The 19,438-nt window shown below is 68.0% G+C and carries 17 protein-coding genes; 14 read left to right on the top strand and 3 right to left on the bottom strand.

The features are described from left to right. Nucleotides 1–215 precede the first annotated feature (215 nt). The 11 genes from ilvC to ACTHN1_RS17255 all read left to right on the top strand — a co-directional run bounded on the left by ilvC (nt 216) and on the right by ACTHN1_RS17255 (nt 10,672). The gene (ilvC, locus tag ACTHN1_RS17305) at nt 216–1,226 is read left to right on the top strand and encodes a ketol-acid reductoisomerase (RefSeq protein ID WP_440472156.1); all 1,011 of its coding nucleotides are present in this window, start codon (nt 216–218) and stop codon (nt 1,224–1,226) included. Next, the gene (ilvG, locus tag ACTHN1_RS17300) at nt 1,223–2,947 is read left to right on the top strand and encodes an acetolactate synthase 2 catalytic subunit (RefSeq protein WP_440472155.1); all 1,725 of its coding nucleotides are present in this window, start codon (nt 1,223–1,225) and stop codon (nt 2,945–2,947) included. Before ilvC ends, ilvG begins: the two co-directional genes overlap by 4 nt. Beyond that, complete coding sequence (locus ACTHN1_RS17295; protein WP_141455474.1) at nt 2,931–3,182, top strand: ACT domain-containing protein; 252 nt, start codon at nt 2,931–2,933, stop codon at nt 3,180–3,182. Before ilvG ends, ACTHN1_RS17295 begins: the two co-directional genes overlap by 17 nt. Nucleotides 3,183–3,260: 78 nt before the next feature. Next, complete coding sequence (locus tag ACTHN1_RS17290; protein WP_440472154.1) at nt 3,261–4,382, top strand: threonine dehydratase; 1,122 nt, start codon at nt 3,261–3,263, stop codon at nt 4,380–4,382. Beyond that, on the top strand, nt 4,379–5,938 hold the full coding sequence (locus tag ACTHN1_RS17285) for a 2-isopropylmalate synthase (protein ID WP_440472153.1): 1,560 nt from the start codon (nt 4,379–4,381) through the stop codon (nt 5,936–5,938). Before ACTHN1_RS17290 ends, ACTHN1_RS17285 begins: the two co-directional genes overlap by 4 nt. 38 nt (nt 5,939–5,976) lie before the next feature. Then, a complete protein-coding gene (gene leuC, locus ACTHN1_RS17280) occupies nt 5,977–7,404 on the top strand; it encodes a 3-isopropylmalate dehydratase large subunit (protein WP_440472164.1) in 1,428 nt (475 codons plus the stop codon). After that, nucleotides 7,404–7,985 carry a 3-isopropylmalate dehydratase small subunit gene (leuD, locus tag ACTHN1_RS17275; RefSeq protein WP_440472152.1) on the top strand — a complete coding sequence of 194 codons (582 nt, stop codon included), beginning with the start codon at nt 7,404–7,406 and terminating at the stop codon, nt 7,983–7,985. The genes leuC and leuD overlap by 1 nt, the downstream gene beginning before the upstream one ends. Further along, nucleotides 7,975–9,063 (top strand): 3-isopropylmalate dehydrogenase, encoded by a 1,089-nt coding sequence (gene leuB / locus ACTHN1_RS17270; RefSeq protein ID WP_440472151.1) that lies wholly within the window; start codon nt 7,975–7,977, stop codon nt 9,061–9,063. Before leuD ends, leuB begins: the two co-directional genes overlap by 11 nt. Before the next feature lie 121 nt (nt 9,064–9,184). Next, the gene (locus ACTHN1_RS17265) at nt 9,185–9,580 is read left to right on the top strand and encodes a hypothetical protein (protein ID WP_440472150.1); all 396 of its coding nucleotides are present in this window, start codon (nt 9,185–9,187) and stop codon (nt 9,578–9,580) included. 61 nt (nt 9,581–9,641) lie between these two features. Beyond that, nucleotides 9,642–10,337 (top strand): aspartate/glutamate racemase family protein, encoded by a 696-nt coding sequence (locus tag ACTHN1_RS17260; protein ID WP_440472149.1) that lies wholly within the window; start codon nt 9,642–9,644, stop codon nt 10,335–10,337. An 11-nt stretch (nt 10,338–10,348) separates the two neighbouring features. After that, on the top strand, nt 10,349–10,672 hold the full coding sequence (locus ACTHN1_RS17255; protein ID WP_440472148.1) for a low molecular weight protein tyrosine phosphatase family protein: 324 nt from the start codon (nt 10,349–10,351) through the stop codon (nt 10,670–10,672). 97 nt (nt 10,673–10,769) lie between these two features. Here the strand turns inward: ACTHN1_RS17255 and ACTHN1_RS17250 are convergent, their stop codons facing one another. Both ACTHN1_RS17250 and ACTHN1_RS17245 read right to left on the bottom strand, forming a co-directional pair. Beyond that, entirely contained in the window at nt 10,770–13,940 is a 3,171-nt protein-coding gene (locus ACTHN1_RS17250) for an efflux RND transporter permease subunit (RefSeq protein WP_440472147.1), read from the bottom strand. A gap of 76 nt (nt 13,941–14,016) precedes the next feature. Next, nucleotides 14,017–15,114 (bottom strand): efflux RND transporter periplasmic adaptor subunit, encoded by a 1,098-nt coding sequence (locus tag ACTHN1_RS17245; protein WP_440472146.1) that lies wholly within the window; start codon nt 15,112–15,114, stop codon nt 14,017–14,019. Between the two features lie 110 nt (nt 15,115–15,224). On the opposite strand from ACTHN1_RS17245, the gene ACTHN1_RS17240 reads away from it, so the two are divergent. From ACTHN1_RS17240 to ACTHN1_RS17230, 3 genes are all read left to right on the top strand, one after another. Continuing rightward, nucleotides 15,225–15,890 (top strand): TetR/AcrR family transcriptional regulator, encoded by a 666-nt coding sequence (locus tag ACTHN1_RS17240; protein ID WP_440472145.1) that lies wholly within the window; start codon nt 15,225–15,227, stop codon nt 15,888–15,890. Nucleotides 15,891–16,037: 147 nt separating this feature from the next. Beyond that, entirely contained in the window at nt 16,038–16,694 is a 657-nt protein-coding gene (locus tag ACTHN1_RS17235; protein ID WP_440472144.1) for a protein-L-isoaspartate O-methyltransferase family protein, read from the top strand. Between the two features lie 19 nt (nt 16,695–16,713). After that, nucleotides 16,714–18,102, top strand: a complete 1,389-nt coding sequence (locus tag ACTHN1_RS17230) for a TolC family outer membrane protein (RefSeq protein WP_440472143.1) — start codon at nt 16,714–16,716, stop codon at nt 18,100–18,102. A gap of 90 nt (nt 18,103–18,192) precedes the next feature. Here ACTHN1_RS17230 and ACTHN1_RS17225 read toward each other — a convergent pair whose 3' ends face one another. Continuing rightward, nucleotides 18,193–19,431: a CaiB/BaiF CoA transferase family protein gene (locus ACTHN1_RS17225; RefSeq protein WP_440472142.1), complete on the bottom strand. Its 1,239-nt coding sequence runs from the start codon at nt 19,429–19,431 to the stop codon at nt 18,193–18,195. Nucleotides 19,432–19,438 lie beyond the last annotated feature (7 nt).

Below are 19,438 nucleotides of genomic sequence, written 5' to 3'. Positions count from 1 at the left end.
CCACACGCCCCTGACCCACGACCTGCGGACCGCGCCCAGCGCGGCCTCCATTCTCGTCGTCGTCCTTATTACCTCGCCAACAGGTGCGGGACGAACCGGCGTGTAAGCAGAAAACAACGCCAGATTCGCAAAAACCCCGCACTGAGAAGTGCGGGGTTTTTTTGTTGCCGCAGTTTCCAACCCACCCTGCCCTTCCCAACTCAGGAACTCCGCAAATGACCACCGCCGCCTCCTCCGCCCCGCAACCCAAGATCGCCGTCGTCGGCTACGGCAGCCAGGGCCGCGCGCACGCGCTGAACCTGCGCGAGTCCGGTTTCGACGTCACCGTCGGGTTGCGTCCCGGCGGCCCCACCGAAGCCAAGGCGCAGGCCGACGGCTTCCTGGTCAAGTCGCCGGCCGACGCGGTGAAGGACGCCGACCTGGTCGCCGTGCTGACGCCCGACATGGTGCAGAAACAGCTGTACAACGAGGTGCTGGCGCCGAACATGAAGGCCGGCGCCTGCCTGCTGTTCGCCCACGGCCTCAACGTGCACTACGGCCTGATCACCCCGCGCGAGGACCTGGACGTGGTGCTGGTCGCGCCGAAGGGACCGGGCGCGCTGGTTCGCCGCGAATACGAAATCGGCCGCGGCGTGCCGTGCATCTACGCCGTCTACCAGGACAAGAGCGGCCAGGCCGAGGCGCTGGCGCTGGCCTATGCCGCCGGCCTGGGCGGCGCCCGCGCCAACATCATCAAGACCAGCTTCAAGGAAGAAACCGAAACCGATCTGTTCGGCGAGCAGGCGGTGCTGTGCGGCGGCGCGTCCTCGCTGGTCCAGGCCGGCTTCGAGACCCTGGTGGAAGCGGGCTACCAGCCGGAAATCGCCTACTACGAGGTGCTGCACGAGCTGAAGCTGATCGTCGACCTGTTCTACGAAGGCGGCATCACCCGGATGCTGGAATTCGTGTCCGAGACCGCCCAGTACGGCGACTACGTCAGCGGCCCGCGCGTGATCGACGCCGGCACCAAGGCGCGCATGAAGGAAGTCCTGAAGGACATCCAGGACGGCACCTTCACCAAGAACTGGATCGCCGAGTACGAAGCCGGCCTGCCGAACTACAAGAAGTACAAGCAGGCCGATCTGGAGCATCCGATCGAAGTCGTCGGCAAGCAGCTGCGCGCCAAGATGGTGTGGCTGCAGGCCAACGCCTCCCAACCCGATACAGAACAGGCCGCCGCCGCATGAACGCCGACGCTGCCACTGCCCCACGCAATGGCGCCCGCTGGTTGACCCAGGCCCTGGAAGCCGAAGGCGTGGACACGCTGTTCGGTTATCCGGGCGGCACCATCATGCCGTTCTACGACGCGCTGGTGGATTCCCCGCTCAAGCACATCCTGGTGCGCCATGAGCAGGGCGCGGCGCTGGCCGCCAACGGCTATGCCCGCGCCAGCGGCAAGGTCGGCGTGTGCGTGGCCACCTCCGGTCCCGGCGCCTCCAACCTGGTCACCGGCATCGCCGACGCCATGCTGGACTCGGTGCCGATGGTCTGCCTGACCGGACAGGTCGCCACCCCGCTGATGGGCACGGACGCGTTCCAGGAGCTGGACGTGTTCGGCCTGACCATGCCGATCGTGAAGCACAGCTTCCTGGCCCGGCGCGTGGAAGACCTGCCGGAAATGGTGCGCGAAGCCTTCCGCATCGCGCGCGAGGGCCGCCCGGGACCGGTGCTGATCGATCTGCCCAAGGACGTGCAGATGGCCGATGCCTCGCATCTGCCCGATCACGTCCCGGCCACGGTCGACCCGGTGCCGGCTCCCGCGGACGCGCGGCTGGCCGAGGCGATGGCGGCGATCGCCGGCGCGGAAAAGCCGGTGATCTATGGCGGCGGCGGCATCGCGCTGGCGGACGCGGTCGACGCGTTCCGCCAGTTCGTCGAGGCAACCCGCATCCCCACCGTGCTGACCTTGCGTGCGCTGGGCGCGCTGCCCGGCAACCATCCGCAGTTCCTGGGCATGCTGGGCATGCATGGCACCCGCGCCGCCAACATGGCGGTGCAGGAAGCGGATCTGCTGGTGGTGGTCGGCGCGCGTTTCGATGACCGCGCCACCGGCAAGCTGGCCGAGTTCGCGCCGTTCGCGCGGGTCGTGCACCTGGATGCCGACGCCTACGAAATCTCCAAGCTGCGCGGCGCCGACATCGCCATCCCCGGCGATGTCGCCACCGGCCTGCGGACCCTGAGCGCGGCCCGCAGCACCTGCGAGGAGTGGCGCAAGCGCTGCGCCGGCAACCGCGAGCGGCATGGCTTCCGCTATGACGCACCGGGCAGCGACATCTATGCGCCGGCCCTGCTGAAGCGGCTGACCGAAGTGGCGCCCGCCGACACCATCGTCGCCTGCGACGTCGGCCAGCACCAGATGTGGGTCGCCCAGCACTGCAAGTTCGGCCACCCGCGCAACCACCTGACCAGCGGCGCGCTGGGCACCATGGGCTTCGGACTGCCGGCGGCGATGGGCGCGCAGTTCGCCTGCCCGGATCGCACCGTGGTGCTGGTCAGCGGCGACGGCAGCTTCATGATGAACGTGCAGGAACTGGCGACCATCGCCCGCTGCAAACTGCCGGTGAAGATCGTGCTGCTGGACAACAGCGCGCTGGGCATGGTCCGGCAGTGGCAGGAACTGTTCTTCGCCGAGCGCTACAGCGAAATCGATCTGTCCGACAACCCCGACTTCGCCGCGCTGGCGCAGGTGTTCGGGATTCCCGCCCGCCGCATCGAACTGCGCAACCAGGTCGACGACGCGCTGGCGGAACTGCTGGCCCAGCCCGGTCCAGCGCTGCTGCACGTCGCCATCGACATCAAGGCCAATGTGTGGCCGCTGGTGCCGCCCAACCATGCCAACAGCTCGATGCTGGACAGCAATCCCGCCAAGCAGAGCCCGGAGCCCTCCCCCCATGCGATACCGGCTTGACCTGGTGCTGAAACCGGCCGAAGGCGCGTTGACGCGCGTGATCGGCATGGCCGAGCGGCGCGGCTTCGCGCCGCGCGCCATCAGCGGCGAGCCCGCGCCCTCCGACGGGCGCTGGCGCGTGCAGTTGGTGGTCGATGGCCAGCGCCCGCCCGAAACCCTGCGCCTGCAGATGCAGAAGATCTACGACTGCGAATCGGTCGAGATCACCGCCGTCGACTCCGGGGAGGCCGCGTGATGAACACGTTGTCCGTCCACGCCGTCGACACCCACGTACGGAGGCGTCTTCTTCAACATCAGCCGCTCGCGTGCCGCAATGCCTGACGCCGGCCGCGCCGCCAGCAGCGAAGACCCGGACGTCGGTGACGTCCGGGTCAGCGTGGCCGATGTGCTGGCGGCACAGGCGCGCCTGCGCCGCTACCTGCCGCCGACGCCGCTGCATCACGCCGAACGCTTCGGGGTGATGCTGAAACTGGAAAACCTGCAGCGCACCGGCTCCTACAAGGTCCGTGGCGCGTTGAATGCCCTGCTGGCCGCGCGCGAGCGCGGCGACAGCCGTCCCGTCATCTGCGCCTCCGCCGGCAATCATGCCCAGGGCGTCGCCTGGGCCGCCTATCGCCTGGGCGTGCAGGCCATCACGGTGATGCCGCACGGCGCACCGGAAACCAAGATCGCCGGGGTCGCCCACTGGGGCGCGACCGTGCGCCAGCACGGCGCCAGCTACGACGAGGCCTTCGCCTTCGCCCGCGAGCTGGCCGAACAGAACGGCTACCGTTTCCTGTCCGCGTTCGACGACCCGGACGTGATCGCCGGCCAGGGCACGGTCGGCATCGAAATCGCCCCGCACGCGCCGGACGTGGTCATCGTCCCGATCGGCGGTGGCGGGCTGGCGTCGGGCGTCGCCCTGGCGCTGAAATCGCAGGGCGTGCGCGTGATCGGCGCGCAGGTCGAAGGCGTGGACTCGATGGCGCGCGCGATTCGCGGCGACACCGTCGCGCGCGATCCCGTCGCCTCGCTGGCCGACGGCGTGCGGGTCAAGATCCCCGGCTTCATCACCCGCCGGCTGTGCGCGAACCTGCTGGACGACGTGGTGATCGTGCGCGAAGCCGAACTGCGCGAAACCCTGGTGCGGCTGGCGCTGGAGGAACACGTCATCGCCGAGGGCGCCGGCGCGCTGGCGCTGGCCGCCGGCCGGCGCGTGGCCGGCAAGCGCAAATGCGCGGTGGTGTCCGGCGGCAACATCGACGCCACCGTCCTGGCCCGGTTGCTTTCCGAGGTGCGGCCACGGCCGCCGCGCAAGCCGCGTCGACGCAACCGCGAAGGCGAGCCTTCGCTTACCGGCGCGTCCCGCGGCTCCAACACCCCCCTTTCCATCGCAGTGCCGTCCCCGTCACGTCAACGCCGCACTGCCGCCGTCGCAGAGGAATCCAGCTGGTGAACACGAACATTCCCCAATCCCCCCCGTCCGATCACGTCCGCATCTTCGACACCACCCTGCGCGACGGCGAGCAGTCGCCCGGCTGCAGCATGACCCCGCAGCAGAAGCTGGTGATGGCGCGTGGCCTGGCCGATCTGGGCGTGGACATCATCGAGACCGGCTTCCCGGCCAGTTCGCAATCGGACCGCGAGGCGCACGCGCTGATCGCCCGCGAGCTGCGCGAGCCCACCCTGGCGGTGCTGTCGCGCTGCCTGGCCGCCGACATCGAAACCTCGCTGCGCACCGTGCAGGCCGCCGCCCGTCCGCGCCTGCACCTGTTCCTGTCGACCAGTCCGCTGCACCGCGAGCACAAGCTGCGCATGAGCCGCGAACAGGTGCTGGAATCGGTGCACAGGCATGTGACCCTGGCGCGCGCGCACATCGACGACGTCGAGTTCTCCGCTGAGGATGCGACCCGCACCGAGGAGGACTTCCTGCACGAAGTGGTCGCCGTCGCGATCGCCGCCGGCGCCCGCACCATCAACCTGCCCGACACGGTCGGCTTCACCACCCCGGAGGAAATCCGCGGCATGTTCCAGCGCGTGATCGCGCAGGTGCCCGGCGCGGACAAGGTGGTGTTCAGCACCCACTGCCACAACGATCTGGGCCTGGCCGTGGCCAACTCGCTGGCGGCCATCGAAGGCGGCGCGCGCCAGGTCGAGGGTTCCATCAACGGCATCGGCGAGCGTGCCGGCAACTGCGCCATCGAGGAAATCGTGATGGCGCTGAAGGTGCGCAACGCGTTCTACAACCTGGACACGCGGGTGGACACCCGCCGCATCGTGCCGACCTCGCAGCTGCTGTCGCGGCTGGTCGGCATGCCGGTCCAGCGCAACAAGGCGATCGTCGGCGCCAACGCCTTCGCCCACGAGTCAGGCATCCACCAGCACGGCATGCTGCGCCATCGCGGTACCTACGAAATCATGCAGCCGCAGGATGTCGGCTGGCCGTCCTCGCAGATGGTGCTGGGTCGCCACAGCGGCCGCGCCGCGGTCGAACAGCGCCTGCGCGCGCTGGGCTACTGGCTGGACGAGGAAGAGCTGAAGCTGGTGTTCGAGCAGTTCAAGGCGCTGTGCGAGAAGCAGCGCGTGGTCGGCGACGCCGACCTGCAGGCCCTGATGCAGGACGCCGCCGTCAGCGACGGCTACCGCCTGGCCTCGATGACCATCAGCGACGTCGGCAGCCGCGCCAACGCCCTGGTCGAACTGTCGGATCCCGACGGCAACCGGGTCGCCGAGACCGCGCAGGGCAATGGCCCGGTCGACGCGCTGTTTGGCGCACTGTCCGCCGCCACCGGCGTGCAGCTGCAGCTGGAAAGCTACCAGGTGCACAGTGTCGGCATCGGCGCCGACGCCCGTGGCGAAGCCAGCCTGTCGGTGCGTTGCGAAGGCGAGGAATACGAGGGCACCGGCACCAGCAAGGACATCATCGAAGCCTCCGCGCTGGCCTGGCTGGACGTGGCCAACCGCCTGCTGCGCCACCGCCGCGTCACCCGCCAGGAGGTGGCGGCCGCGTGAGCGCCGACCACGACATGAACTCTTCCAACCCATCGACCATGACCACCCAACCGCCTCGTACCCTGTTCGACAAACTGTGGGATGCGCACGTCGTCAGCCCCGAAAGCGACGCCGCGCCCGCCGTGCTGTACATCGACCTGCATCTGATCCACGAAGTCACCTCGCCCCAGGCCTTCACCGAACTGAAATCGCGCGGGCTGAAGCCGCGTCGCCCCGATCGCACCAAGGCGACGATGGATCACTCCACGCCCACCCTGCCCGCCGGCGCGGACGGCAAGCTGCCGTACTACACCGCCGCCGCGGAAACCCAGGTCGATACGCTGGCACGCAACTGCGCCGAGCACGGCATCGAACTGTTCGACATGGGTTCGGATCAACGCGGCATCGTCCATGTCATCGCCCCGGAGCTGGGCTTCACCCAGCCGGGCATGACCATTGTCTGCGGCGACAGCCATACCTCCACCCACGGCGCCTTCGGCGCGCTGGCGTTCGGCATCGGCACCAGCGAGGTCGGCCACGTGCTGGCCACCCAGTGCCTGCTGCAGCGCAAACCGAAATCCATGGCGATCACGATCGAAGGTGAGCTGGCGCCGGGCGTCGGCGCCAAGGACGTCATCCTGCACATCATCGGCGTGATTGGCGTCAACGGCGGTACCGGCCACGTGATCGAGTATCGCGGCTCGACCATCCGCGCGATGGACATGGAGCAGCGCATGACCCTGTGCAACATGTCGATCGAGGCCGGCGCGCGCGCCGGCATGGTAGCGCCGGACGACACCACCTTCGCCTGGCTGGCACGGGCGCCGCGCGCGCCCAAGGGCGCCGATTTCGAGCGGGCGAAACGCGACTGGTCGTCGCTGCGCGGCGACGACGGCGCGACCTACGACGCCGAGGTCCGGATCAACGCCGCCGACATCCGGCCGACGCTGACCTGGGGCACCCATCCCGGCACGGCGATCGCGATCGACGCCCCGATTCCCGCCGCCAACGACGCCGCCGCGCGCAAGGCGCTGGACTACATGGCGCTGGAGGCGGGACATGCCCTGGCCGGCACGCCGGTGGACGTGGTGTTCGTCGGCTCCTGCACCAACGGCCGCCTGAGCGACATGCGCGAGGTCGCCTCGGTGCTGCGCGATCGCACCATCGACCCGCGCGTGCGCATGCTGGTCGTGCCCGGCTCGGAGCAGGTTAAGCGCCAGGCCGAAGCCGAGGGCATCGACCTGGTCGTGCGCGCCGCCGGCGCGGAATGGCGCGAACCGGGCTGCTCGATGTGCATCGCCATGAACGGCGATCTGGTCGCGCCCGGCCAACTGGCGGTGAGCACCAGCAACCGCAATTTCGAGGGCCGCCAGGGTCCCGGTTCGCGCACCCTGCTGGCTTCGCCGTTGAGCGCGGCCTGGGCGGCGGTGAACGGACGGGTCAGCGATCCACGCGAACTGTTCGCCACACGCAAGGAGGTGGCCTGATGAGCGGTTTCCGTGAACTGCGGTCGCAGAGCGTCGTGCTGCGCCAGACCAACATCGACACCGACCAGATCATCCCGGCCCGGTTCCTGTCGACCACCGAGCGCGCCGGCCTGGGCCGCAACGCGTTCAACGACTGGCGCTGGCAGGCCGACGGCTCGCCCAATCCCGCGTTTCCGTTCAACCAGCCGGAAAACGCCGGGCGGAGCGTCCTGCTGGCCGGTCGCAACTTCGGCTGCGGCTCGTCGCGCGAACACGCACCGTGGGCGCTCACCGATCTGGGCCTGCGCGCCATCGTCAGCAGCGAGATTGCCGACATCTTCCGCAACAACAGCCTGAAGAACGGCCTGCTGCCGGTGGTGCTGGCCGAAGCCGACGTGCAGACGCTCATGGAGCGCCCGGACGATGAACTGGTCGTCGACGTCGCCGCCCGCGAACTGCGCGCCCCCGACGGTCGCGTCTACCCCTTTCCCCTGGATGCCTTCGCCCAGACCTGCCTGATCGAGGGCGTCGACGAAATGGGCTACCTGCTGGCCCGCCAGGCCGATATCGAACACTACGAGGAAACCCGCCATGCGCGCTGAAATCGCCGTCCTGCCCGGCGATGGCATCGGCCCGGAAGTCACCGCCGCCGCCGTCTCCGTCCTGCGTACCGTGGCCCGCCGCCACGGCCACGACTTCTCCTTCGCCGAACACGACATCGGCGGCATCGCCATCGATCGCCACGACGATCCGCTGCCGGCCGCCACCCTGCGCGCCTGCCAACAGGCGGATGCGGTGCTGCTGGGTGCGGTGGGTGGGCCGAAATGGTCCGACCCCAACGCGAAAATCCGCCCCGAACAAGGCCTCCTGGCGCTGCGCCGCGGCCTGGGACTGTTCGCCAACCTGCGGCCGGTCCGGCCGCATCCGGCCGCGCTCAACGCCTCGCCGATCAAGCCTCACCTGCTGACCGGCGTGGACATCATGGTCGTGCGCGAACTGACCGGAGGCATCTACTTCGGCGACAAGACCCGCGACGAGCGCGGCGCCAGCGATCTGTGCAGCTACAGCGTCACCGAGATCGAGCGGGTGGTGCGCAGCGCCTTCCGCCTGGCCCGCCAGCGCCGCGGTTACCTGGTGTCGGTGGACAAGGCCAACGTGCTGGAAACCTCGCGCCTGTGGCGCGACGTCACCGCGCGCATCGGTCGCGAGGAGTTCGCCGACGTCAAACTGGAACACGTGCTCGTCGACGCGATGGCCATGCACCTGCTGTCCCGACCGCGCGAGTACGACGTGATCGTCACCGAGAACATGTTCGGCGACATCCTGACCGACGAGGCCTCGATGCTGGCCGGCTCGCTGGGCCTGCTGCCTTCTGCCTCGCTGGGTGACGGCAAGGTCGGCCTGTACGAGCCGATCCACGGTTCCGCGCCCGACATCGCCGGCAAGGGCATCGCCAATCCCTACGCGACCATCCTGAGTTGCGCGATGCTGCTGCGCCATTCCCTGGGCCTGCACGAGGAAGCCGACTGCATCGAACGCGCCGTCGACGGTGCGCTCAACGCACAGGTATTCACCAACGATCTGGCCGCCGGCGGCCGCGGTGTCTCGACCCAGGTCGCCGCGCAGGCGGTGATCGAACAGTTGAACGAGCATTGCTACGTGGCCGAACTCAGGGACTGAGTCTGCTCTCTCTGGTGGGCGGGCTTCGGCCCGCCTTTTTTTTGGCCGCGCGTCCGTCCCTTCGCTTGCAGCCATCGCGGTGGACGGTCATGATCGCCTCGCCTTTGGCAGGAATGCGGACATGGCACCAGACAGGAAGCAGCGCCTGAAACTCGTGGTTTCCACTACGCTGGTCACCCTGTGGGGCATCGGCGCGCTTGCGGAATGGCCCGTCCTGGGCGGCATGCTGCCGCTCGCCCTGGTCTTCCTGCTCGACGCACGGACGGATCCGCTCGACCGCGCCGCATCCAGTGCCCTGGACTGGATGCAGCCGCGGCTGATTCCCCTCTTCGCGCTGCTGTTCTTCGGCGCGTTCCATCTGCTGGCAAACCACGGGTTTCCGGACCTCGGACTCGCGCATGTCTGGCGTGGATGGCTCGTGATTCCCACGTGGATCCTGCTGCTCGCGCAGCTCATCCTCCCGTCCGACCCGGCGCCGGCGGAGGAAACCCGGCAAGCCCCGGAACGCGTCGACTGATGCAGGGCCAGTAACGCCGCCGCTCCCCGCGCGCGGGTTCCTCCGCCACTACAATACCGACATGAAAACCATCGGAATGCTCGGCGGCATGAGCTGGGAATCCACCGTGCCCTACTACCGCCTCATCAACCAGCGGGTGCAGGAACGGCTCGGTGGACTGCACTCGGCCAGGATCCTGCTCTACAGCGTGGATTTCCATGAAGTTGAACAACTCCAGCACGCCGGAGAATGGGATCGCGCGGGCGCATTGCTGGCGGATGCCGCCAGGCGCCTGCAGGGCGCGGGCGCGGATTTCCTGGTGATCTGCACCAACACCATGCACAAGGTCGCGCCGACGGTGGAAGCCGCGACGGCGCTGCCGCTGCTGCATATCGCCGATCCCACCGCCCGTGCCATCGTCTCGAAAGGCTTCCGTCGCGTCGGGCTGCTCGGCACGCGTTTCACGATGGAGGAAGATTTCTACCGTGCCCGTCTGCAACGCGAACACGGCCTGGAGGTGCTCGTTCCCGAGGCGGGGGACCGCCTCGAAGTCCACCGCGTCATCTATGACGAACTCTGCCAGGGCCTCATCGATGAAACATCGCGCGCCCGCTATCGCGGTGTCATCGAACGCCTGGTCGCGCGCGGCGCGGAGGCGATCATCCTGGGCTGTACGGAAATCTCGCTGCTGGTCGGGTCGGCGGATTCACGTGTTCCGCTGTTCGACACGACCACGCTGCATGCCCGTGCCGCGGCCGACCACGCGCTCGACGGTTGAAGCCAACACGCATGCGCAAGGTGCTTTTCATCTGCAGCCAGAACCGGTTGCGCAGCCCGACCGCGGAACAGGTGTTCGCGGATTGGCCGGGGGTGGAAACCGCCTCGGCCGGCCTGAACAACGACGCGGAAAATCCGCTCACGCCTGAGTTGCTGGCCTGGGCGGACGTGGTGTTCGTCATGGAGCGCGCGCACCGCAACAAGCTGTCGTCTCGATTCCGTCGCCACCTGGGACGCCAGCGGATCATCTGCCTCGACATTCCGGACGACTACGACTACATGGATCCGGCGCTCGTCGCGCTGCTGCGCGCCAAGGTTCCGCGACATCTCGGGTAACCGCCAGCGGCGCCGCTGGCCTGTGGCGCCCAACGCCGAGCGGAAGGACCATGGCGGTGGACCGAAGCCCACCGCCGGCGATTGAAACGATCGGGCGTCAGACCGCGTCGCCTTCCTCCGGCTTGACCTTGAACCAGGCCGCGTACAGCGCGGGCAGGAACAGCAGGGTCAGCAGGGTCGCCACGGTCAGGCCCCCCATGATCGCCACCGCCATCGGTCCGAAGAACGCGCTGCGCGAGAGCGGGATCATCGCCAGCACCGCCGCCAGCGCGGTCAGCACGATCGGCCGGAACCGGCGCACGGTGGCATCGATGATCGCGTGCCAGCGATCATGGCCGGCATCGATGTCCTGCTGGATCTGGTCCACCAGGATCACCGAGTTGCGCATGATCATGCCGGCCAGCGCGATGGTGCCGAGCATGGCGACGAAACCGAACGGCACCCGGAAAATCAGCAGTGCCAAGGTCACGCCGATCAGCCCCAGCGGCGCGGTCAGCGCCACCAGCGCCATCCGCGGGAAGCTGCGCAGCTGCAGCATCAGCAGGGTCGCCACCACCAGCAGGAACAGCGGCATGCCGGCATTGATCGAATTCTGGCCACGCGCGGAATCCTCGACGGTGCCGCCGGTCTCCAGCAGATAACCTTCCGGCAATGCCTTGCGGATGTCCTCCAGGGTCGGCTGGATCTGTCCCACCACGGTGGGCGGCGTCAGCTCATCGGTATTGAGGTCGGCGCGCACGGTGACCGTCGGCAAACGGTTGCGGTGCCAGATGATGCCGTCCTCGAATGCGTATTCCAGGTTGGCGATCTGCGACAGCGGCACGCTGCCGCCGCCGCTGGTCGGCACCGCCAGGCTGCCGACCAGGTCCATGCGCGCGCGTTCCTGCTCCGGCCCGCGCAACAGGATCTCGACCAGCTCGTTGCCTTCCCGGTAGGTGCTCACATGCAGGCCCGACAGCGAACTGGTCAGGAAGTGCGATACCTGCGCGGTGCTGACGCCCAGCGCGCGCGCGCGATCCTGATCGATCACCAGGCGCACGATCTTGCTGGGCTCGTCCCAGTCCAGGTTGACGTTGGCGACATGCGGATTCGCACGCACCTTGTCCGCCACCTGGCGCGCCAACGCCTGCACGCGCTCGATATGTTCGCCGGAAACCCGGAACTGGACCGGATAGCCCACCGGCGGTCCGTTCTCCAGGCGGGTCACGCGGAACTGCAATTGCGGGAATTGCGGCGCGACCTCCTCGATCAGCCACTTGCGGGTCGCTTCGCGCGATTCGATGTCGCTGGCAAGCACCACGAACTGGGAGAAATTGGCCTGTGGCAGCTGTTGATCCAGCGGCAGGTAGAAGCGCGGCGATCCGGTGCCGATGTAAGCCACGTAATTCTGGATGCCCTCGCGCCTGGCCAGCAGCTTCTCCAGCTGGCGCGCCTGCGCGTCGGTGGACTTGAGAGAACTGCCTTCGGCCAGTTCCAGATCCACCATCAATTCCGGGCGCACCGAATCGGGGAAGAACTGCTGCGGAATGAACCGGAACATCACGATCGACAGCACGAACGCCAGCGCGGTCACCCCGATCACCAGCCAGCGGTGGCGCAGGCAGGCGTCCAGCAGCTTGCGGAACTTCTGGTAGAACGGACGCTGGTAGGGATCGTGTTCGTGCGCGTCGTGCGGCGCCGGTTCCAGCCAGCCGGCCAGGGCCGGATGGCGATCCGCCAGGCGGGCGCGCAGGCCATGCCAGCGCGCGGCCAGCGATCCCGGTTTCGGCGGACGCGGCTGGTCCAGATCCGGCAGCATCTTGTCGCCCAGATACGGGATGAACAGCACCGCCGCGATCCACGACACCACCAGCGCGATCGTCACCACCTGGAACAGCGAACGGGTGTACTCGCCGGTGCTGGAGGCGGCCGTTGCGATCGGCAGGAAGCCGGCCGCGGTGACCAGCGTGCCGGTCAGCATCGGGAATGCGGTCGACTCGTAGGCGAAGCTCGCCGCCTTCAGCCGGTCGTAACCCTGCTCCATCTTGATGGCCATCATCTCCACCGCGATGATGGCGTCGTCCACCAGCAGGCCCAGCGCCAGCACCAGCGCGCCCAGCGAGATCTTGTGCAGGCCGATGCCGAAGTAATGCATCACCGCGAAGGTCATCGCCAGCACGAGTGGAATCGAGACCGCCACTACCAGGCCGGTGCGCAGGCCCAGCGAGAAGAAGCTGACCACCAGCACGATGACCACCGCCTCGGTCAGCACCCGCACGAACTCGCCGACCGATTCCTCCACCGCGTGCGGCTGGTCGGACACCTTGCGCAGCTGCATGCCGACCGGCAGGGTCTTCTGCAGGCGCTGGAATTCGTGCTCCAGGGTATCGCCGAGCTTGAGGATGTCGCCGCCGTCCTTCATCGCCACCGCGATGCCGATGGCGTCCTCGCCCATGAAACGCATCTTCGGCGCGGACGGATCCGCGAACCCGCGTCGCACTTCGGCGATATCGCCCAGCCGGACCGTGCGGCCGCCGGCATGGATCGGGAATTCGCGGATTTCCTCGACCGAACTGAACTCGCCGCTGACCCGCAGTTGCACGCGGTCGCTCGGCGTCTCGAAGAAACCGGCCGACGTCATCGCGTTCTGCTCGTCCACCGCCTGCTGCACCGCCGACAGCGGAATGCCCAGGGTGGCGAGCTTGGTGTTGGACAGCTCGATCCAGATCTTCTCGTCCTGCAGGCCGACCAGTTCGACCTTGCCGACATCGGACACGCGTTGCAGCTCCAGCTGGACGCGGTCGGCGTAATCCTTCATCACCGCATAGTCGAAGCCGGGTCCGGTCAACGCGTAGATATTGCCGAAGGTATCGCCGAACTCGTCGTTGAAGAACGGGCCGACCACGCCTTCCGGCAGCGTGTAGCGGACATCGCCGACCTTCTTGCGGATCTGGTACCAGAGTTCGGGGATGTCCTTGGACTTGAGCGAATCCCGGGCCATGAAGATGACCTGCGATTCCCCCGCACGCGAGTACGAACGGATGAACTCGTACTTGCCCGTGGTCATCAGCGCCTTCTCGATGCGCTCGGTGACCTGCTTGGACACTTCATCCGCGGTCGCGCCCGGCCACACCGTGCGTACCACCATCGCCTTGAAGGTGAACGGCGGATCCTCGGACTGGCCGAGGTGCCGGTACGACCAGGCGCCGATCAATGCCAGCACGATCATCGCGAACAGCACCAGCGAGCGGTTGGTCAGCGCCCACTCGGAGACGTTGAAGCGGCGCATGGTCAGCGCTCCCCTTCAACGGGCATGACGCGAAGCGGCCGCGCGGACGCGTGCCCTATCCCGATCGTCGCTGCCATCAGCGTGCTTCCTTCGCGGGAGCCGCCAGCACGGGTCGGTTGTCCCGGTCCACCGGCGTCACCGTCGCGCCCTCGCGCAGCAGATGACCGCCACCGGCCACCACCCAGTCGGTCGCGGCGACGCCCGACAGCACCGGAACCTCGGTGTCGCCGTAGGCGCCCAGGCGAACCGGACGCAGCCCGACCTTGCCGGTCTTCGGATCCACCACCCAGACGGCGGTGCCACCCTGCGCACCGCGCTGTACCGCGGACAGCGGCAGCTTCAGCGCCGCTTTCGTGCCGTTTTCCTGCACGTAGACGCGCGCGCTCTGGCCCAGTTCGACCGCGCTGACCGCATCGCCGACCAGGCTGACCCGCGCGGCGTAGGTACGGGTCTGCGGGTCCGCTGCCGGGGCGATCTCGCGGATCGTGCCGGGCAGGCGTTCCCCCGGCGCGTTCCACAGTTCAACCAGCACCGGCTGATCGACGCTGAATTCGCGGATGCGGTTTTCGGGCAGGCCGATGGCCACTTCGCGCCCGCCATCGGCGGCCAGCGTATAGATTGTCTGGCCCGCCGCGACCACCTGCCCGGCCTCGGCCTGGCGGCTGGCGATCACGCCGTCACGCGGCGCACGCAGCTGCGAGTAGCCTGCCTGGTTGCGCATGACTTCCATCTGGGCGCGCGCGGCGCGCGCGCGGCCTTCGGCGGCCTTGAACGCGGCGACCTGCGCGTCGTAGGCCGACCGGCTGACCACCGCCTGCTCCACCAGCTTCGCGTAGCGATCGCGGTCACCCCGGGTACGTGCCAGTTCGGCTTCGGCGGCCGCCAGATCCGCGCGCGCGGCCTGTTCCTGCAGACCGAAATCGCCCGCGTCCAGCACCGCCAGGACCTCCCCGCGACGAACCCGTGCGCCGGCATCCACGTTCCGCCGGATCAGGTTGCCCCCGACCCGGAACGAGAGCGGGCTTTCCTCACGGGCGCGTACTTCGCCCGCGTAGGCGGTCAGCGCGGCTTCCACGCCTCCCGACGGATGCACCACCATCGCCGGCCGCGGCGTTTCCGCGGTTTCCCCGCCGTCCCCGCAGGCCGACAGCGCCAATCCGAGAAACAGACCCATTCCGATCCCGCGCAAGCCGTGCCCGTGCATGGCGACTCCGTTGTCATTCAGTAATTAATGGACTTGCCGGTATAGTATAAATATCGAACCGAGTAGTCTAGTATTGCCGAATGGCCAGCCCCGTTCCTCCCGCCAGCCGCCGTCCCGCCGCCAAGCCCGCCACCGGGCCCGGGCGTCCGAAGGATCTCGGCAAGCGCGCCGCCATCCTGGACGCCGCCAAGCGGCTGTTCGCCCGTGAGGGTTTTGGAGGCACGTCCATGGATCAGATCGCCGCCGAGGCGGGCGTTTCCAAACTGACCGTATACAGCCATTTCGGTGACAAGGAGGCCTTGTTCACCGAAGCGGTGCGGGCCAAATGCGAGGAAATGCTGCCCGACGACCTGTTCCAGATCGAGCTGAAGGGGCCGTTGCGCGATCAGTTGCAGGTCATCGCCCAGGCCTTTTTCGCCCTGATCAGCAGCGACGAGGCGATCAGCACGCAGCGGATGATGATGGTCCCGGGCAACATCGACGACAACCTGAAGCAGGTGTTCTGGCAGGCCGGCCCCCAGCGGACCCACGATGCCTTCGCCGCCCTGCTGCAGGCCCGGGTGGACGCCGGGGAGCTGGACATTCCGGACGTTCCCCGGGCCGCCGAACAGTTCTTCACCCTGATCAAGGGCGATCTTCACGGACGCATGATGTGCGGGTTCGGCGAGCGGCCGGGCCGGGGCGATGTGTCCAGCCATCTCGACGCCAGCGTGGACCTGTTCCTGCGGGCGTATGGCAGACATTAGGCCCATGCGAGCGCGGATGGCCGACGGAGGTCGCGGTGACTTCCGGCACTGCGCCGTGGGGGGGCCAGCCGCGATCCTTCCCAAGCGCGACCGGAGCCGTCCCGGTAAAATGCTCGGCCCAGTCCCACGCGCCGGATGACTTCCCCCATGACGATCGATTATTCCCTCGCCCGCGAAAACATGGTCGAACAACAGGTACGTCCCTGGGACGTGCTGGAAGTTCGCGTGCTGGACGTGCTGGCCACGCTGCCGCGCGAGGCGTTCGTGCCGGAAATCCACCGCGCGCTGGCCTATGCGGATCTGGAAATCCCGCTGGGCCACGGCCAGAAGATGATGAAGCCGGTCCTCGAAGGCCGTGCCCTGCAGGCGCTGAACATCCAGTCCGATGAGGAAGTGCTGGAAATCGGCACCGGCAGCGGTTACCTGGCCGCTTGCCTCGGCGCGCTCGCACGCGACGTGGTCAGCCTGGAAATCCAGCCCGAACTGGCCGCCGCCGCGCGCGAGCGGCTGGATCGCACCGGTCTGGGCAACAATGTCCGCATCGAGACCGCGGACGCGCTGCACTACGCCACCGATCGCCGTTTCGACGCGATCTGCGTGACCGGCGCGGTCGACAGCATTCCGGCGCGCTTCCTGGAATGGCTGCGTCCGGGTGGCCGCCTGTTCGTGGTCCGCGGCCAGTCGCCGGTGATGGAAGCCGTGCTCCAGCATGCCGATGTCAACGGCGGCCGCGTCGAATCGTTGTTCGAGACCGATCTCGCCTACCTTGTCGGTGCCGCCCCGGCGCCGAAGTTCGTCTTCTAAGGATCAATAAGGAAACCGCATGAGCCGTCGCCCCCTCGTACTCGCGCTCGCCCTTGCCCTGCCTGTCGGCGCCAGCGCCACCGATCTGCTCCAGACCTTCGATCTGGCCCGGACCGGCGACACCCAGCTGTCGATCGCCGAATCCAACACGCTGAACACCAAGGAAGGCAAGGTGCAGGCGCGTGCCGCGCTGCTGCCGCAGCTCGATGGTTCGGTGGGTTATGACCGCACCCACAGCAGCCGTCCCGGCAATTTCCAGACCGACGATTTCGGCAATGTCGTCTCGGTCGGCGATACCAAGGGCCGCTCGTACGGTGCCACCCTGAGCCAGTCGATCTTCGATTGGAGCCGCATCTCCAACCTGCGTGCCGAGCGCGCCAACAGCACCGCGGCCGACTACAACCTCAGCTCGTCGAACCAGGAACTGATCACCCGTACCTCGGCCGCCTACTTCGACGTGCTGATCGCCATCGAATCGCTGGCCGCCGCGCAGACCAACGAAGCCGCCGCCAAGAAGCAGTTCGACTACACCCAGAAGCGGCTGGAAGTCGGCCTGGCGCCGATCACCGACGTGCATGAAGCCCGTGCGCAGTACGACAGCGCCCGCGCCAATACCATCCTGCGTCGCAATGGTCTGGATGATGCCTACCGCGCGTTGACCGAACTGACCGGCCAGCCGATCAGCAATCTGCAGGGCCTGCCGGACGATTTCCGCCCCGAACTCCCGGCCGATCAGTCGGCGCAGGGCTGGGTGGATCGCGCGGTCGAGCAGAATCCGGCGCTGAAGGCCGCAGAGTTCCAGAAGCAGGCCGCCGACTTTGGCGTGTCCAGCGCGCGCGCCGGCCACTACCCGACCCTCAGCTTCCAGGGCAGCTACAGCAATGGCGCCAGCTGGGACTCCGTGCATGGCCCGGGCAGCCCCGGCACTTCGCGCGACAGCGAAGGCTACAAGTGGGGGATCTCCCTCAACGTGCCGCTGTTCTCGGGCGGCGCGACCCAGTCGCGCGTGCGCCAGGCCCTGGCCCAGCGCGACATCGCCGACGACACCGTCGAGCAGACCAAGCGCGCGCTGGTGCGCAACACCAGCAACGTCTACCAGGCGCTGGTCGCCGGCGTGAGCGAAGTCGAGGCCCGTCGCCTGGCGGTGGTGTCCGCGCAGAGCGCCTACGACGCCTCGGAAGTCGGCCTGGAAGTCGGTACCCGCACCGTGCTGGACGTGCTGCAGAACCAGCGCACGCTGTTCCAGGCGCAGGTCGAGTACGCCAGCGCCAAGTACCAGTACCTGCAGAACCGCTTGCTGCTGGAACAGGCCGCCGGCACGCTGGATCGCAGCGACGTCGAGGAGGTGAACCGCCTGTTGACGGTCGCCGCCGAAGCGCGCCTGGCCCCGGCCACCACGACCAACTGACGCGCCGATTGATCGGCGCAAGAAAACGGCGGGCCTTGGCCCGCCGTTTTTGTTTCCGCCGTCTGTCGCCCGGCCACGGGACATGCCGCGTCAGCCGATGACGCCCCGTTCGCGGAGGTCGTCGATCTCCCGGGGGGGCCAGCCGAATTCACGCAGGACCTCGTCCGTATGCTGTCCCAGCATCGGAGGCGCGCTGCGATAGCGCACCGGCGTCGCCGACAGCCGCAACGGACTGGCCACCATCGGCAGCGCATCCTGTTCCGGATGATCGATCGCCACCTGCAAGCCACGGGCGCGTACCTGCGGATCGGCGAAGACCTCGTCGATCGCATTGACCGGACTGCAGGGAATTCCCGCGGTTTCCAGCGCCGCCAGCCAGTCCCCGCGCGGGCGGTTGCGCATCACCGACGCGATCAGTGGCACCAGCGTTTCCCGGTTGCGCACCCGATCGGCGTTGCGCGCGAAGCGCGGATCGTCGCGCCATTCCGGGTGTTCGGCGATGACGCAGAAGCGGGCGAACTGGGCATCGTTGCCGACCGCGAGGATGACATGGCCATCGGCGGCTTCGAATGCCTGGTACGGCACGATGCTCGGATGGCCGTTGCCCATCCGCTCGGGCACGCTTCCGCCGACCAGATATTGGCTGCCCAGGTTGGCAAGCATCGCCACCTGCGCGTCGAGCAGGGCCATGTCGATGACCTGCCCCTCGCCGGTGGCGTCGCGATGCCGCAGTGCCGCCAGGATGGCGACCGTGGCGTACATGCCGGTGAACAGATCGGCGACCGCGACACCGACCTTCTGCGGTCCCGCGCCCGGCAGGCCATCGCGCTCGCCGGTCACGCTCATCAGGCCGCCCAGTCCCTGCACCGCGAAGTCGTAACCGGGACGGCGGGCATAGGGTCCATGTTGCCCGTAGCCGGTAATCGAACAATAAATCAGGCGCGGGTCGGCGGTACGCAGGCTTTCGGCGTCCAGCCCGTAACGCGCCATGTCGCCGACCTTGAAGTTCTCGACCACCACATCGCAGTCGCGCGCCAGCCGCCGGATCAGCGCCTGCCCGGCGGGCGATGCGATGTCGACCGCGAGCGAACGCTTGTTGCGGTTGGCGCACAGGTAATAGGAAGACTCCGCGGTTTCCCGTCCCTCCCGATCCCGCAGGAACGGCGGTCCCCAGCCACGGGTGTCGTCACCGTGGCCGGGCCGTTCGATCTTGATCACGTCGGCCCCCAGATCCGCCAACGTCTGGGTGCACCACGGGCCGGCCAGCACACGCGACAGATCCAGCACGCGCACGCCGGCCAGGGACTGGGGAGGCGATGGCGTATTCACCCGTCCG

This window comes from Pseudoxanthomonas sp. (genome assembly GCF_051953815.1).
GTDB lineage: Bacteria > Pseudomonadota > Gammaproteobacteria > Xanthomonadales > Xanthomonadaceae > Pseudoxanthomonas_A.
The sequence above is the reverse complement of the archived record's forward strand: the minus strand, read 5'-3'. Positions and strand labels throughout refer to the sequence as shown.

What these genes read in the sequence shown, in the direction of transcription:
- ilvC (WP_440472156.1), top strand. Translation starts at nt 216, where the DNA reads ATGACCACCGCCGCCTCCTCCGCCCCGCAACCCAAGATCGCCGTCGTC.
- ilvG (WP_440472155.1), top strand. Translation starts at nt 1,223, where the DNA reads ATGAACGCCGACGCTGCCACTGCCCCACGCAATGGCGCCCGCTGGTTG.
- ACTHN1_RS17295 (WP_141455474.1), top strand. Translation starts at nt 2,931, where the DNA reads ATGCGATACCGGCTTGACCTGGTGCTGAAACCGGCCGAAGGCGCGTTG.
- ACTHN1_RS17290 (WP_440472154.1), top strand. Translation starts at nt 3,261, where the DNA reads ATGCCTGACGCCGGCCGCGCCGCCAGCAGCGAAGACCCGGACGTCGGT.
- leuC (WP_440472164.1), top strand. Translation starts at nt 5,977, where the DNA reads ATGACCACCCAACCGCCTCGTACCCTGTTCGACAAACTGTGGGATGCG.
- leuD (WP_440472152.1), top strand. Translation starts at nt 7,404, where the DNA reads ATGAGCGGTTTCCGTGAACTGCGGTCGCAGAGCGTCGTGCTGCGCCAG.
- leuB (WP_440472151.1), top strand. Translation starts at nt 7,975, where the DNA reads ATGCGCGCTGAAATCGCCGTCCTGCCCGGCGATGGCATCGGCCCGGAA.
- ACTHN1_RS17265 (WP_440472150.1), top strand. Translation starts at nt 9,185, where the DNA reads ATGGCACCAGACAGGAAGCAGCGCCTGAAACTCGTGGTTTCCACTACG.
- ACTHN1_RS17260 (WP_440472149.1), top strand. Translation starts at nt 9,642, where the DNA reads ATGAAAACCATCGGAATGCTCGGCGGCATGAGCTGGGAATCCACCGTG.
- ACTHN1_RS17255 (WP_440472148.1), top strand. Translation starts at nt 10,349, where the DNA reads ATGCGCAAGGTGCTTTTCATCTGCAGCCAGAACCGGTTGCGCAGCCCG.
- ACTHN1_RS17250 (WP_440472147.1), bottom strand. Translation starts at nt 13,940, where the DNA reads ATGCGCCGCTTCAACGTCTCCGAGTGGGCGCTGACCAACCGCTCGCTG.
- ACTHN1_RS17245 (WP_440472146.1), bottom strand. Translation starts at nt 15,114, where the DNA reads ATGGGTCTGTTTCTCGGATTGGCGCTGTCGGCCTGCGGGGACGGCGGG.
- ACTHN1_RS17240 (WP_440472145.1), top strand. Translation starts at nt 15,225, where the DNA reads ATGGCCAGCCCCGTTCCTCCCGCCAGCCGCCGTCCCGCCGCCAAGCCC.
- ACTHN1_RS17235 (WP_440472144.1), top strand. Translation starts at nt 16,038, where the DNA reads ATGACGATCGATTATTCCCTCGCCCGCGAAAACATGGTCGAACAACAG.
- ACTHN1_RS17230 (WP_440472143.1), top strand. Translation starts at nt 16,714, where the DNA reads ATGAGCCGTCGCCCCCTCGTACTCGCGCTCGCCCTTGCCCTGCCTGTC.